Origin of the sequence: Enorma phocaeensis (assembly GCF_900186505.1) — a bacterium.
Taxonomy (GTDB): domain Bacteria; phylum Actinomycetota; class Coriobacteriia; order Coriobacteriales; family Coriobacteriaceae; genus Enorma; species Enorma phocaeensis.
Genome location: NZ_LT891968.1, coordinates 18149 through 32994, shown reverse-complemented (window position 1 = coordinate 32994; position 14846 = coordinate 18149). Strand labels below are relative to the sequence as shown.

The 14846-nt window shown below is 65.3% G+C and carries 8 protein-coding genes and 1 pseudogene; 7 read left to right on the top strand and 2 right to left on the bottom strand.

Going from position 1 to position 14846, the window contains the following annotated elements; all coding sequences use genetic code 11:
• Window position 1: 1 nt before the first annotated feature.
• Window positions 2–4527, bottom strand: a pseudogene (gene gltB, locus C1717_RS00575) (glutamate synthase large subunit).
• 411 nt (window positions 4528–4938) lie between these two features.
• Here gltB and C1717_RS00570 point away from each other — a divergent pair.
• Window positions 4939–7029, top strand: coding sequence for a glutamine synthetase III family protein (locus C1717_RS00570; RefSeq protein WP_102371328.1), 2091 nt, complete (start codon window positions 4939–4941; stop codon window positions 7027–7029).
• A gap of 175 nt (window positions 7030–7204) precedes the next feature.
• Here the strand turns inward: C1717_RS00570 and C1717_RS00565 are convergent, their stop codons facing one another.
• A complete protein-coding gene (locus C1717_RS00565) occupies window positions 7205–8524 on the bottom strand; it encodes a homoserine dehydrogenase (RefSeq protein ID WP_102371327.1) in 1320 nt (439 codons plus the stop codon).
• Window positions 8525–8887: 363 nt separating this feature from the next.
• Between C1717_RS00565 and C1717_RS00560 the strand changes: the two genes are divergently transcribed.
• The 6 genes from C1717_RS00560 to C1717_RS00535 all read left to right on the top strand — a co-directional run bounded on the left by C1717_RS00560 (window position 8888) and on the right by C1717_RS00535 (window position 14818).
• A complete protein-coding gene (locus C1717_RS00560) occupies window positions 8888–10156 on the top strand; it encodes an ABC transporter substrate-binding protein (protein WP_102371326.1) in 1269 nt (422 codons plus the stop codon).
• Between the two features lie 84 nt (window positions 10157–10240).
• Window positions 10241–11122 carry a branched-chain amino acid ABC transporter permease gene (locus C1717_RS00555; RefSeq protein ID WP_102371325.1) on the top strand — a complete coding sequence of 294 codons (882 nt, stop codon included), beginning with the start codon at window positions 10241–10243 and terminating at the stop codon, window positions 11120–11122.
• A 9-nt stretch (window positions 11123–11131) separates the two neighbouring features.
• Window positions 11132–12220 (top strand): branched-chain amino acid ABC transporter permease, encoded by a 1089-nt coding sequence (locus C1717_RS00550; protein WP_102371323.1) that lies wholly within the window; start codon window positions 11132–11134, stop codon window positions 12218–12220.
• Window positions 12213–13088, top strand: coding sequence for an ABC transporter ATP-binding protein (locus tag C1717_RS00545; protein WP_102371322.1), 876 nt, complete (start codon window positions 12213–12215; stop codon window positions 13086–13088). The genes C1717_RS00550 and C1717_RS00545 overlap by 8 nt, the downstream gene beginning before the upstream one ends.
• Window positions 13089–13090: 2 nt before the next feature.
• Window positions 13091–13792 (top strand): ABC transporter ATP-binding protein, encoded by a 702-nt coding sequence (locus C1717_RS00540; protein ID WP_102371320.1) that lies wholly within the window; start codon window positions 13091–13093, stop codon window positions 13790–13792.
• Between the two features lie 297 nt (window positions 13793–14089).
• Window positions 14090–14818, top strand: coding sequence for a GNAT family N-acetyltransferase (locus C1717_RS00535; RefSeq protein ID WP_245859324.1), 729 nt, complete (start codon window positions 14090–14092; stop codon window positions 14816–14818).
• The last annotated feature ends 28 nt before the right edge of the window (window positions 14819–14846 follow it).

Genomic DNA, 14846 nt, shown 5'->3' with positions numbered 1-14846 from the left:
GCTATACCTCCTGGGCGATCTTGTAAGCTGCCTGCGCTGCCTCGTCGCGGGTCATGCCAGCGGAGATTCCCCGGGCGATGGCAGCTGCCACGCGCTCGTAGGCTTCTGGAACGACCTTCACGAAGGAGTGCGCGAGCGAGTCGAATTGATAGAGCATGCGGATCCCGCGGGGGCTTTGCGTCGCTCGCACGTGCTCTTCGATGAGCGTGCGGATCTCCTGCAGCTCCTTTGCGTCGGGCTGCTTGAGTTCGACGGTGTCGTGGTTGACGCACCGCTCGAGCGTGCCCAGCTCGTCGTAGACATAGGCGACGCCTCCGGTCATGCCTGCCGCGAAGTTCGCGCCCACCGCGCCGAGGACGAGCACCGTTCCGCCCGTCATGTACTCGCAACCGCAGCTTCCCACGCCCTCGACCACGACGGTCGCACCCGAGTTGCGTACGCAGAAGCGCTGGCCCGCCAGCCCGTTCACATAGCCGCGCCCGCTTGTTGCCCCAAAGAACGCCACGTTGCCCACGATGATGTTCTCGTCGAACTTAAAGGTCGCCTCGGGCATCGGCCTCACCGAGAGCGTACCGCCCGAGAGGCCCTTGCCGAAGTAGTCGTTCGCGTCGCCCGCCACAGACAGCGAGATGCCTGCGGGGAGGAACGCGCCGAAGCTCTGCCCCGCCGATCCCGTGCAATCGATGCGGATCGATCCCTCCGGCAGACCGTCCGGGTGCGTTTCGGTCACAGCGTGGCCGAGCATCGTACCCACGCAACGGTCGACGTTGTCGATGTCGACATGCAGCTGGACCGGCGTCAGGGCGCGGCGCGCCTCGGCGGTGTAGGGGATGAGCAGCGTAGCGTCGAGGACGTTGTCGAGGCCGAGGTCAGGAGCCATTTCGGGTAGGAAATGCCGACCGTCGGCGCCTGGTATGTGCGCGCCGAACTCGCATGCGCCGGTATCGAGCAGGGCGGTAAGGTCGAGTCGGTTCGCTTTCCAGTTGCCTTCGACGGGCATCTGGCGCAGGCATTCGGGATGGCCGGCCATCTCTTCGATCGTGTGGAAGCCGAGTTGCGCCATGATGCCGCGCAGCTGCTCGGCCACGAACAGCATATAGCGCTCGACGTGCTCGGGCTTCCCGGCGAAGCGGGACCTGAGCCGGCAGTTCTGGGTTGCGATGCCCGCAGGACAGGTATCCTGGTGGCAGTCACGCTGCATGAGGCAGCCCATCGCGATGAGGGGCATGGTTGCGAAGCCGAATTCCTCGGCGCCCAGAAGGCATGCCACGGCGGCGTCGGTGCCGTCCATGAGCTTGCCGTCCGCCTCGAGCACCACGCGCGAGCGCAGGCCGTTTTGGAGCAACGTCTGCTGCGTCTCCGCAAGGCCAAGCTCGAGCGGGAGTCCCGCGTGCCAGATGGAATCGCGCGGCGCGGCGCCCGATCCGCCGTTGTGCCCGGAGATGAGGATCTTGTCGGCGCCGCCCTTGGCAACGCCCGTGGCGATGGTTCCCACGCCCGTCTCCGAAACGAGCTTCACGCTCACGCGGGCGCCCGGGTTCGCGCATTTGAGATCGTAGATGAGCTCGGCGAGGTCCTCGATGGAGTAGATGTCGTGGTGGGGAGGGGGCGAGATGAGGCCGATGCCCGGTGTCGAGTGGCGCACCTCTGCCACCCACGGGTACACCTTTTTGCCGGGCAGATGCCCGCCTTCGCCGGGTTTGGCACCTTGGGCCATCTTGATCTGGATTTCCGAGGCGGAGGCGAGGTAGCGGCTCGTCACGCCAAAACGCCCGCTCGCGACCTGCTTGATGGCGGAATTAGCCGAGTCCCCGTTCGCGCGCGGCGTGGCCCTGCATGGGTCCTCGCCACCTTCGCCCGAGTTGGAGCGACCATGAAGCCGGTTCATGGCGATGGCCATGCACTCATGTGCCTCGGCGCTGATGGATCCGAAGCTCATCGCTCCGGTGTTGAAGTGCGTCACGATGCTCTGCGCGGGTTCAACGTCCTCGATGGGGATGGGGGCGCGCCCAGATGCGTCGAAGCCGATGAGGTCGCGCAGGCGCACGGCGCGCCCCGGCTGGTGCAGATGCTCGCTGAACGAGAGGAAGGTCGCGTAATCGTCGTTGCGCACCGCTTGCTGCAGCAGATAGATGGCCTCTGGGTCGATGAGATGGTCCTCGCCGCCGGCGGGGCGCCACTTCGTGAGGCCGAGCGTGGGGAGCTCGTCGGGACTGGCTCCATGCGCTCGGAGTTCCGCTTCGTCGTATCGGGCGTTCAGCTCATGTTCGATATCCTCCACCGAAAGCCCGCCCACGCGTGAAACCGTTCCGGTGAAGTAGCGGTCGACGACGTCGCTGGACAGGCCGACGGCTTCGAAGATCTGCGCGGAGTGGTACCCCTGCGCGGTGGAGATGCCCATCTTGGACATGATGGAGACCATACCGGCAACAAGCGCGCGGTTGTAGTTCGCGATTCCCTGGCTATCCGGTATCGGTTGCCCCTTTGCGTCGCGCAACGCCCCATCGCGCGCGAGGTTCTCGATGACGGCGTGCGCCATGTAGGGGACCACGCCGCTTGCCGAGTATCCCACGAGCGCCGCTATATCGTGCGCCGAGATGGCGTCTCCGCTCTCGACGACGAGGTCGGCGAAGGTCCTGAGCCCGCATGCGATGAGGTGGTGATGCACCGCACCCGTGGCGAGAAGCGACGGGATCGGCACCTCGTCTTTCTCCGCGCGGTCGGAGAGCACGATGATGTTCGTCCCCGCGCGCACCGCCTCTTCAACGGAGCGGCCAAGCTCCTCGAGCGCGCGCCGGAGCGCGCCCGGGGCAGCGTCGCGCCGGTAGACCGCCCTGAACCGTGCGGTCGTGAATCCGGTGCGGTCGATGCGCTCGATCGCCGAGAGCTCTGCGGTGGTGAGAACGGGCGCCTCGAGCCGGATGAGGCGGCATGCGCTGCGCGAGTCTTCGAGCAGGTTCCCGTGGTTGCCCAGGTAAAGGACCGTAGAGGTGACCATGCGTTCGCGAAGGGCGTCGATAGGAGGGTTCGTGACCTGGGCAAAGAGCTGGAAGAAGTAATCGAAGAACGAGCGCGTGCGACGCGAGAGGCAGGCGAGCGGCGCATCGATGCCCATCGAGGCGAGCGGGGTGGCGCCTGTGGAAGCCATGGGTTCGATGACCTCTTGGATGTCATCCCAGTGGTAACCGAGCTTTCCGGCGGTGCGGGCGAATGCCTCGCGACCAACGCTCTCCGCGGGCTCGAGCGAGTCTTCCCGCCTACTCGAGCCGACGCGCGCGATGCCCTCCTCGACAAGGTCTGCCAGCTCGATGGTTTCCTGCTCAATCCACTCTCGGAAGGGCTTGAGCTTCGCGAAGCTGCGGCGCAGCTCCCCATTCGAGCGGATGCGCCCGGCAGCGAGATCGACCTCGATCATCTCGCCCGGTCCCAGGCATCCGCAGGCAAGCACGTTCTCCGGTTCGATGTCGATGGTTCCTACCTCGCTTGAAAGCAAGAAGCGATCGTCGCGCGTCACGTAGTAGCGCGCGGGGCGCAGGCCGTTGCGGTCAAGCGCCGCCCCGAGGGTGCGCCCATCGGTGAATGCGATGGCAGCCGGTCCGTCCCAGGGCTCCATGAGCATGGATTGGTAGGCGTCATAGGCGCGCCGGTCGGGTGCGAGGTTGTCGTTTCTGTCCCAGGGCTCGGGGATGAGCATGGACACGGCGCGCGTGAGCGGGCGGCCGTTCATCACGAGGAACTCGAGGACGTTGTCCAGGATCGCCGAGTCGGAGCCCATGCGGTCGATGACGGGCAGCGCGCGCTCGAGGTCGCCTTGGAGCACGGGGGAATAGAGGTTCGGCTCGCGCGCGCGGATTCAATTGACGTTTCCCTTCAGGGTGTTGATTTCGCCATTATGGATGATGAGACGGTTGGGATGCGCGCGCTCATGCTGCATACATAGAATATCTTGTCCGCGAGCGCGTGCTCGGCTTGGGCGCGCTTCTCGATGGTCCTGCGGCAGAGGTACAGCCTTCGCTCGAAATCGTCACCGCGCTCGACGCCGTCTGGGCGGCGAAGGAAGCACTGCAAGATCGTCGGCATGCAGGAGCGCGCGGTCGAGCCCAGGTCGTGCGGGTCGACGGGGACCTCGCGCCAGAAGAGCACGGGGATGCCCAGCTCGGCACAGCCGTCCTCGAAGATGCGACGGCCGTCGTGCACGCCGGTGGCATCCTGCGGGAAGAAGAGCATTGCGACCGCGTAATCTCCCTCGTCGGGGAGGATGCGCCCGCACCGCTGAGCCTCTTTGCGGAAGAAATGGTGGGGGATCTGGAAGAGGATGCCGGCTCCGTCGCCGGTGTTGCGCTCGAGGCCCGTGCCTCCGCGGTGCTCTAGGTTCACAAGCACCGAGAGCGCATCGTCGAGAATCTGGTGGCTGCGGGCGCCGTTGATATTTGCAAGCGCGCCGATACCGCAGGCATCATGCTCGAACTCGGAGCGGTAGAGCGTGCCGGCCGTGTGTGCGCCCGGTCGCCGCTGGTCGTGTTGCATCGTTTGCCTCCCTAGGATGCCGGGACGTGTTCGAATGGCGCCCAGCTGGTGTCGCGTGCCGGATGCCGATAGACGTCGCTATGGTAGGAGCGGTATTTTTCCATGCATTTGCAAGCGTGTTTCAATTGGGTAACGCTCCGGATGCGGCGTTTGCGCGCGGCGGGGGCGTCCGCGCCCGCAGATTGCTATATTGGTTGGATTATCTGCTCTGATGCGTTTCCGTATGCATGTAGTTCGCATAGTGGAGCAGGTCTTTGGAGATACGGGCGCGGTAGCTGAGGTACCCTCGAATATGTTTCGAGGCGGCAATATGCTCGAAATGTCGCCGCAACAAGGCAAGGCTAACCTGCTAGGTGTTCGCAGACCGGGCGGACCGGTGCACCCGGTTCGCAGTATGAAGGGAGCAACCGTATGGCCGATCTGACTGAACGCTTTGGGACGATGGTCTTTTCCGAGAGCATCATGAAGCAGCACCTCCCCAAAGACGTTTACAAACGGCTCGCTGCCACCATCGATGAGGGCAAGCCGCTCGACCTGGACGTCGCTAACGCGGTGGCGCATGCCATGAAGGAATGGGCCATCGAGCATGGCGCAACCCATTACGCGCACTGGTTCCAGCCGCTGTCGGGCATCACGAGCGAGAAGCACGATAGCTTCCTCGAGCCTGTGGGTGACGGCAACGCCATCACCAAGTTCACCGGCAAGGCGCTCATCCAGGGCGAGCCCGACGCCTCGAGCTTCCCCAACGGCGGCCTACGTGCCACCTTCGAGGCGCGCGGGTACACCGTTTGGGATGCTACGAGCCCGGCGTTCATCAAGGACGAGGTGCTCTGCATCCCTACCGCGTTCTGCTCGTACAACGGCGAGGCGCTCGATAAGAAAACCCCGCTGCTCCGCTCCATGAACGCGCTCGATGCTCAGGCGAAGCGCGTGCTCGCGCTCTTCGGCAAGCATCCCAAGCGCGTCGTCCCGAGCGTCGGGCTCGAGCAAGAGTACTTCCTCATCAAGAAGGATGCCTACCGCAAGCGTCGCGACCTGGTCATCACCGGCCGCACGCTCTTCGGCGCGCCGCCCTGCAAGGGCCAGGAGCTCGAGGAGCACTACTTCGGCGCCATCCGCCCGAGCGTGTCCAAGTACATGAAGAAGCTCGATGACGAGCTTTGGGCGCTCGGCATTCCCGCCAAGACCAAGCACAACGAGGTCGCTCCCTGCCAGCACGAGCTCGCTCCCGTCTACACGGAGCTCAACGAGGGCATCGACAACAACATGCTCGTCATGGAGAAGATGAAACTCGTCGCCACCGATTTCGACCTCACGTGCCTGCTGCACGAGAAGCCGTTCGAGGGAATCAACGGCAGCGGCAAGCATAACAACTGGTCGCTCTCCGCGGGCGGCGAGAACCTGCTTGATCCCGGCGATACGCCGCTGGAGAACCTGCAGTTCGTGGTGTTCCTCACCACCGTGATCGAGGCGGTCGACAAATACCAGGGCCTCCTGCGCATGTCGGTTGCGAGCTGCGGCAACGATCACCGTCTGGGTGCCAACGAGGCTCCGCCGGCGATCATCTCCATCTTCTTGGGCGACCAGCTCACCGAGGTCGTGCAGAAGATCATGGATGGCAAGGCGAGCGTACATGCCACGCACGGCGTGCTCGACCTGGGTGCAGACGTCCTTCCTAACCTGGAGCAAGACAACACCGATCGCAACCGCACCTCTCCCTTCGCATTCACGGGCAACAAGTTCGAGTTCCGCGGCGTGGGCTCCGAGCAGAATCCGAGCGACGCGAACCTCGTGCTCAACACCGCGGTTGCCGAGTCGCTCAAGGAGTTCGCCGACGCGCTCGAGGGGGTGCCGTCCGATGAATTCGCATCCGCTGCGCTCGAGTACTGCAAGCAGACGCTCAACGAGCACCGCCGCATTCTGTTCTCTGGGGACGGCTACTCCGATGCCTGGCCCATCGAGGCGGAGAAGCGCGGCCTGCTAAACCTGCGCACCACCGCAGATGCGTTGCCGCAGATGGTCACGCCCGAAAGCCTTGCGCTGTGGAAAGGCATGGGCGTGCTCACCGAGACCGAGGCGTTCAGCCGCTACGAGGTCAAACTCGAGAAGTACAACAAGCTCATGAATATCGAGGCAACGACGATGGTCCGCGAGGCAAGGCGCACCTATCGCCCGCAGATCACCGCCTATGCCACGAAGGTCGCCAAGGGCTTGGAGATCATCCGCGGCGCAGGTGCCGAAGCGGCGATGACCTGCGAGTCGAACACGCTCAACAAGCTTTGCGACGGCATCACGGCAATCAACGAGGCCATCAAGGCGCTCGACGCCGCGCACCAGAAGGCCGAGGCGATCGTGGACGGCCAAGAGCAGGCGAACTGCTACGCGCATGAGGTCGCTCCCGCTATGGAGACGCTGCGCGGCGCGGTGGACGCCATGGAAGAGATCGTGGCGGCGGACTACTGGCCCGTACCCACCTACGACGACATCCTGTTCTACGTGTAACCAGGTATCACCTTACAGGACACCACCTTACAGAACGGCCCCTTCACCTTCGCTGTTCCTCGCCGCCGTGCGGTTGCGGAAACGCTTGGGGGAAGGGGCCGCTTCGTTAAGGATGAAGGCGACAAGCCGGATGCGGTGGCGAGGGCGCGTGCAGGCAGGGCAGGAGTGCCCGGTCCTAGTTGTCCTTCGCCCCCGTCGACCAAAAGCCCGTGTCCTCGATGCGAATGAGGCTGCCGAGCTGGGCGATTCCTGCCTCGGCGATCGCGGCGAGCGCGCTTTGCACGCTGCCCTCGCGGGCGGTGCCGGTGAGCACGGTGATGGTCAGCTGGTCCTTGGGATGCGGAGCGATGGACTCCACGGGAATGCCGGCGCCTGCGAGCGCGGAGGCGATGCGCTCGATGGCGCCGTCGGATGTCGTTGCAAATCGCAGGTAGTAGCGCGTCTCGAGGCCGTCGATTGGGCGGATGGCGAGCACGCGGCCGTATGGCTCGGGCTCGGGTTCGGGCGCGGTTCCACGGGAGAGGGGACCCGCGACCTCGAGAATGTCGCCCACCACGGCGCTCGCGGTGGGGAAGGCGCCTGCGCCGGCGCCGTAGAACATGGTCTCGCCCACGGCATCGCCCACGGCGAAGACCGCGTTCATGGCGCCGTTCACCCCGGCGAGCATATGCGACGCGGGGACCATGGCGGGGTGCACGCGAGCGTCGACGCCTTCAGCTGTGCGACGGGCGATGCCGAGCAGCTTGATGACGCAGCCGAGCTTGCGCGCCTCGTCGATGTCGACGGGGGAGATGGAGCGTATGCCCTGCATGAAGACATCATCGGTGGTGACACGGCTATGGAAGGCGATCGAGGCGAGGATGGCGACCTTCGAGGCCGCATCGAAGCCGTCGACGTCCGCGGTGGGATCGGCTTCTGCGTAACCCAGGCGCTGGGCGTCTGCGAGGACCTCTGAGAACTCGGAGCCCTCGGTCGTCATACGCGTGAGGATATAGTTGGTGGTGCCGTTCAGGATGCCCGCGATGGTGAGCGCGTCGTTCGCGACCAGAGCGTGCTCGAGCGCGTTTACGATGGGGATTCCGCCGCCTGCAGATGCTTCGCAGCGCAACTGGACGCCATGTTCGCGAGCGATGGCGCAGAGGCGCTCCATATTACGGCCGAGCAGCGCCTTGTTAGCCGTTACCACGTGCTTGCCATGTTCGAGCGCAGCCTCGATCATGTCGGTCGCGGGATGCTCCCCGCCGATGAGCTCGACCACGATATCGATGTCGGGGTCGTTGACGATGTCGTGCCAATCGGGCGTGAACGTGCCCTCGGGAAGCCCCAGCTCGGCCGCGCGCTCAGGCTCGAGTGCGCAAGCCTTCGCGATGACAAGGTCGATGCCGTACGCGGAGCGGTACTCGTCGCGGTGCTCCAAGATGACGCGCGCGGTGCCGCCGCCCACGGTGCCGAGGCCGATGAGTCCGATCTTTACGGTGCGGTTGGGGTTGGCCATGGTGACTCCTTCGCCTATCGCGGGGCGCCTGGTGCTTCGCCCGGGCGCGTTGGTGTAACGACCATATCTGCCTGCCATTCTTCCGGTCTGTGAGGCGCGAATGCGAAACACAGATGTAACATGTCCCAAAACGTATCAATGTGCGGCATAAGCGCAGGTAGATTGCTAATCAGATTGTATGGTATGCATCCCCGGGCGCATGGCATGGCCAGAGCACCTTACCTTTTACCCAAAAAAACGCTATCGTGACTAAAACCACCAGTTCCGCATTGTCGCTCGGGGGGATGTACCTTGCGGCTTTACGCCTTAGGTGGATGCAGTCCCGCCGGGTATCGCCTGGCATCTTGATGAAAGGAGAGCCGTATGTCGAGCTTGAATCTCAATCCGTCTGTGAGCCGCCGTGGCCTTATTGCGGGCGCCGCAGGTTTGGGGGCAGCAGGCATCCTTGCTGGATGCTCCGGCAACGACGATAGCGCCGCCGCCGGTTCCGGCAGCGCTCCTGCCGCTGGCACCGCTTTCATGATCGGCGGCATCGGGCCCACCACCGGCGCCGCGGCCATCTACGGCCAGGCGGTCAAGAACGGCGCCCAGATCGCCGTCGACGAGATCAACGCCGAGGGCGGCGACATCCAGTTCGCGCTCAACTTCCAGGATGACGAGGGCGACGCCGAGAAGTCCGTCAACGCCTACAACAACCTCAAGGACTGGGGCATGCAGATCCTCGTGGGCACCGTCACCACGACGCCCTGCGTCGCCGTGTCCGCCGAGACCAACGCCGACAACATGTTCCAGCTCACCCCGTCCGGCTCGTCGACCGACGTCATCGGCGGCTTCGAGGATGCCGACGGCAACATCTCCATCCCCCGCAAGGAGAACGTCTTCCAGATGTGCTTCACCGACCCCAACCAGGGCGCCGCGTCCGCGCAGTACATCGCCGAGCAGGGTCTGGGCACGAAGATCGCCATCATCTACAACATGTCCGACACCTACTCCACGGGCATCTACGACAGCTTCCTCGCCGAGGCGGCCGAGCTCGGCCTCGAGATCGTGAGCGAGACCTCGTTCACCGAGGACAACCAGACCGACTTCACGGTGCAGCTGAACGACGCCAAGAACAACGGGGCCGACCTCGTGTTCCTGCCGATCTACTACACCCCGATCTCGCTCATCCTCACCCAGGCCAACCAGATGGGCTACGCCCCCAAGTGGTTCGGCGTGGACGGCATGGACGGCCTCCTCACGGTCGAGGGCTTCGACACCTCGCTCGCCGAGGGCTGCATGCTCCTGACCCCGTTCGTCGCCACCGCGACCGACGAGGCCACGCAGGCCTTCGTCGAGACCTACAAGGGCGCCGACTACGGCGACGGCGAGACCCCCAACCAGTTCGCCGCCGACGCCTACGACTGCATCTACGCCATCAAGCAGGCCATCGAGACCGCCGGTCTCACGCCTGACGCGGACTTCTCCGAGATCTGCGACGGCCTCGTCGAGACCTTCACCTCCCCGGACTTCTCCTTCACCGGCCTCACCACGGCCGGCGAGGCCGCTACCTGGTCCGAGACGGGCGAGATCTCCAAGCAGCCCATGGGCATGGTCATCCAGGACGGCGTCTACATGCCGCTCGATGCGTAAGCGACGCGTCCGTTAGCACTACGGTCCTGTGCGGAGGCCACCCGTACCCGGTGGTCTCCGCTTTTCACATGAAAGGAGGGGGACATGGAGTTTCTCGCCAACCTCATCAACGGCATGAGCCTGGGCAGCGTGTACGCCATCATCGCGCTCGGCTACACCATGGTGTACGGCATCGCCAAGATGCTCAACTTCGCGCACGGCGACGTCATCATGGTGGGCGCCTACATCTGTTTCTGCGCCGTGAGCTACCTGGGGCTCCCCGCGATCGCCGGCGTGGCGCTCTCCGTCGTGGGGTGCACGGTGCTCGGCATCGTCGTCGAGCGGCTCGCCTACAAGCCCCTGCGCAACGCGCCTTCGCTGAACGTGCTCATCACCGCCATCGGTGTGAGCTACTTCCTGCAGAACGCCGCCCTGCTCATCATGGGCTCCGACCCCAAGTCGTTCTCGTCGGTCATCAGCCTGCCCGCGCTTCGGCTCTTCGACGGCGCGCTCACCATCAGCGCCACCGCCGTCCTCACGATCCTCGCCTGCGTGGCCATCATGGTGGCGCTCACCATGTTCACGGGCAAGACCAAGATGGGCAAGGCCATGCGCGCCTGCTCCGAGGACCGCGACGCCGCGCAGCTCATGGGTATCAACGTGAACTCCACCATCTCGATGGTGTTCGCGATCGGCTCGGGCCTCGCCGCGATCGCGGGCGTGCTCATGTGCCTCGCGTATCCCACGATCATGCCCACCACGGGCTCCATGCCCGGCATCAAGGCGTTCACCGCGGCGGTGCTCGGCGGCATCGGCTCCATCCCGGGCGCGGCGCTCGGCGGCATCCTTTTGGGCGTCATCGAGATCTTCGCGCGCGCCTACATCTCGACGCAGCTCGCCGACGCCGTCGTGTTCGGCGTGCTCATCGTGATCCTGCTCATCCGTCCCGCGGGCCTGCTCGGCAAGCCCGTCCACGAGAAGGTGTAGGTGAGCGTCATGGGTATCAACATGCTTAAGCCGCAGACGCGGTCCACCATCATCACCTACGCGATCGTCATCGTCGCGTTCGTCGCCGTGACCCTGCTCGACGCCATGGGCCTCATCTCGCACTCGCTCTCGGGCCAGCTCGTGCCCATCTGCGCGTACGTGAGCCTGGCCGTGTCGCTCAACCTTGTGGTCGGCGTCTCGGGCGAGCTCTCGCTCGGGCACGCGGGCTTCATGAGCGTGGGCGCGTTCACGGGCGTCGTGGTCGCCGGGTGCCTCACCCGCTTCGGTATCGAGTCGGAGCTCGTGCTCTTCGTGCTCTCCGCCGTGGTGGGCGCGGCCGCTGCCGGCATCATCGGCTTTCTGGTGGGCATCCCGGTCATGCGCCTGCGCGGCGACTACCTCGCCATCGTGACCCTCGCCTTCGGCGAGATCATCAAGAACCTGCTGAACATCCTCTACGTCGGCGTGGACGACGCGGGCCTGCATTTCTCGATGCGCGACTCCGGCTCGCTCGGCATGAGCCAGGGCACGATCCTCATCAACGGCCCCAAGGGCGCGGTGGGCATCGACAAGATCTCGACCTTCGCGCTCGGCATCGTGCTCGTGCTCATCACCGTCGCCGTGGTCTTGAACCTCATGCACAGCCGCGACGGCCGCGCCATCATGGCCGTGCGCGACAACCGCATCGCCGCCGAGAGCATCGGCATCAACGTCACCAAGTACCGCCTCATGGCGTTCACCGTCGCCTCCGCCCTCGCCGGCGCCGCGGGCGTGCTCTACGCCATGAACTACTCGACGGTCGTGCCGTCGCAGTTCGACTTCAACCAGTCGATCCTCATCCTCGTGTACGTGGTGCTCGGCGGCATGGGCAACATCTCGGGCTCGATCGTCTCGGCGGCCTTCCTCACGGTGCTGCCCGAGGTACTGCGCCCCATCAACCAGTACCGCATGCTGCTCTACGCGATCGTGCTCATCCTCGTGATGGTTGTCCCGCACCTCAAGGTGTACCAGCGCGCGGCCGAGTCGCTGCGCCGGCGCTTCCGCAAGGACTCGCCGGAGCCGGCCGTCGCCGCCGAGGGAGGTGAGGCGGATGAGTAAGTTCACCGATTTCGCCCAGCGCCGCCGCGAGAGCACCAAGATGGTGCCGGTCCCGAGCGTCTCGATCATGCCCGAGCGCGACCTGGGCAAGGCGCCCGCGCTCGAGTGCCTGCACCTGGGCATCGACTTTGGCGGCCTCAAGGCCGTGGACGACTTCAACATCACCGTCGGCCGCACCGAGATCTGCGGTCTCATCGGCCCCAACGGCGCGGGCAAGACCACGGTGTTCAACCTGCTCACCAAGGTGTATGCGCCCACGCGCGGCACGATCATGGTCGACGGCCAGGACACGGCGGGGCTCGACCCGGCGCGCGTGAACCGCCTGGGCGTGGCGCGCACGTTCCAGAACATCCGCCTGTTCAACACCCTCACCGTCGAGGAGAACGTCGCGGTGGGCCTGCACAACCAGCACCACTGCGGCATGGCCACGAGCATCCTGCGCCTGCCCCACCACTGGAAGAGCGAGAAGCTCTACCACGAGCGCGCCCTCGAGCTTTTGGACATCTTCGACATGGCCGGGCTCGCGGACCACGAGGCGGGCTCTTTGCCCTACGGCGCCCAGCGCCGGCTCGAGATCGTGCGCGCCCTCGCCACGAACCCGAAGCTCTTGCTGCTCGACGAGCCCGCCGCGGGCATGAACCCGTCCGAGACCGCCGAGCTCATGGAGAACATCGTCAAGATCCGCGACCGGTTCCAGATCGCGATCATGCTCATCGAGCACGACATGAACCTCGTCATGAACATCTGCGAGGGCATCTGCGTGCTCAACTTCGGCAAGATCATCGCCAAGGGCACGCCGGAGGAGATCCAGCGGAACGACGCCGTGATCGAGGCGTATCTGGGCAAGCAGAAGGAGGTCGAGGCGTAACGATGCTGTCCGTTAGCAACATCAACGTGTGGTACGGGGCGATCCATGCCATCAAGGACATCTCCTTCGAGGTGAACGACGGCGAGGTCGTGGCCCTCATCGGCGCGAACGGCGCCGGCAAGTCCACCAGCCTGAAGACCCTCTCGGGTCTGCTGCGCACGCGCACCGGCTCCATCGAGTTCATGGGCGAGGACATAACCCATATGCCCGCCGAGAAGATCGTAGAGCACGGGCTCGTGCATGTTCCCGAGGGCAGGCGCATCTTCCAGCAGATGACGGTTGAGGAGAATCTCGACATGGGCGCCTACACTCAGCCGCGCGACACGATCGCCGGCAACCTCGAGCGCGTGTATGCCCATTTTCCACGCCTGAAGGAGCGCCGTCGCCAAGTGGCGGGCACGCTATCCGGCGGTGAGCAGCAGATGCTTGCCATGGGTCGCGGGCTCATGGCCAACCCCAAGCTGCTCATGCTCGACGAGCCTTCGATGGGCCTCGCTCCTATCCTCGTAGAGCAGATCTTCGAGATCATCCAAGCGCTGCACGAGGCCGGCACGACCATCCTGCTGGTCGAGCAGAACGCCCAGGCGGCGCTCTCGATCGCAAACCGCGGCTATGTCATGGAGACGGGCCGCATCACGCTCACCGGCACCGGCCAGGAGCTGCTCCATAACGACGACGTCCGCAAGGCGTACCTGGGCGGGTAGCGACCCCGCACGACGCGACCTCACACCGGCTCGGCCCCCGGCGATGCGATTGTCAGCATCGGTGGGGGCCGAGCCCGTATGCGCGGCGGGCGCCGCGCCGCCGGCGCGATGCTAGACTCTCTGGATAGGGATGGAGGCAGCGACGGGCAGGTGGCGATGGCTCGCCGCCGGCTAGGAGGAGGATTACCTGGCATACCCGTTCAGCATGCCGCCGATCGCGCATTACCGCTTCGACGCCTCGCAGGTGCCCTCCGAAGTCCTAAGATAGGGGACGGACGCGTCGACGGAGGGGGTTCTATGGACACGGGATACCAAGGGGCGGTCGCATCGGCGCTTGCGCTCATGGACGCGCGGCCAGAGCGGCGCGGCCTGCTGCCGGTCTCGGAGCCGCTGCGTCTCGGCCGCTCGGAGTTGCGCTATGCCGATCCCGTCTACGGCGTGCTCACGCAGCTCAAGATCGGCGGCTGCTACTTCGCCGTTCCGTTTAGCGAGGAGGGCGCGCGCGAGCTCTTCGCGCGGATCCCCGCCGGCGCCCTGGTGTCGATCGCCGGCGCCGGCTACGCGCCGCTCCTCGAGCCCGACATCGAGCCGTCCTGCTACGACCTGTGGGTCTATGAGGGAACGGGGCCCGTCGACGGAGGGGCGGCGGGGATCTCCATCCGCACGCTCGACGCGGCGGACCTCGACGCGATCGAGCGGCGCTACCACATGCTCGACCGCGAGGTCATCATCGACCATCTGGAGCGCGGCTGGGTGCACGGGGGCTTCAACGATGCCGGCGAGCTCGTGGGCTTCATCGGCGAGCACACCGAGGCCTCCATGGGGATGCTCGAGGTCTTCCCGGAGCATCGGCGCCGCGGGTACGCCCGTGCGCTCGAGGCGGCGCTCGCCAACAAGATCATCTCCGAGGGGCGCGTACCCTACGGACACGTGGCTCCCGGCAACGTGGCCTCGCGGGCGCTCCAGGAGCGGTTGGGCCTCACGATAGCTCGTCCTCGCTACTGCTGGATCAAGCGCCCGACATAGCGCGGGCTCTTCGGCGGCGTCGCGCGGA

What these genes read in the sequence shown, in the direction of transcription:
- C1717_RS00545 (WP_102371322.1), top strand. Translation starts at nt 12,213, where the DNA reads ATGAGTAAGTTCACCGATTTCGCCCAGCGCCGCCGCGAGAGCACCAAG.
- C1717_RS00565 (WP_102371327.1), bottom strand. Translation starts at nt 8,524, where the DNA reads ATGGCCAACCCCAACCGCACCGTAAAGATCGGACTCATCGGCCTCGGC.
- C1717_RS00555 (WP_102371325.1), top strand. Translation starts at nt 10,241, where the DNA reads ATGGAGTTTCTCGCCAACCTCATCAACGGCATGAGCCTGGGCAGCGTG.
- C1717_RS00550 (WP_102371323.1), top strand. Translation starts at nt 11,132, where the DNA reads ATGGGTATCAACATGCTTAAGCCGCAGACGCGGTCCACCATCATCACC.
- C1717_RS00540 (WP_102371320.1), top strand. Translation starts at nt 13,091, where the DNA reads ATGCTGTCCGTTAGCAACATCAACGTGTGGTACGGGGCGATCCATGCC.
- C1717_RS00535 (WP_245859324.1), top strand. Translation starts at nt 14,090, where the DNA reads ATGGACACGGGATACCAAGGGGCGGTCGCATCGGCGCTTGCGCTCATG.
- C1717_RS00570 (WP_102371328.1), top strand. Translation starts at nt 4,939, where the DNA reads ATGGCCGATCTGACTGAACGCTTTGGGACGATGGTCTTTTCCGAGAGC.
- C1717_RS00560 (WP_102371326.1), top strand. Translation starts at nt 8,888, where the DNA reads ATGTCGAGCTTGAATCTCAATCCGTCTGTGAGCCGCCGTGGCCTTATT.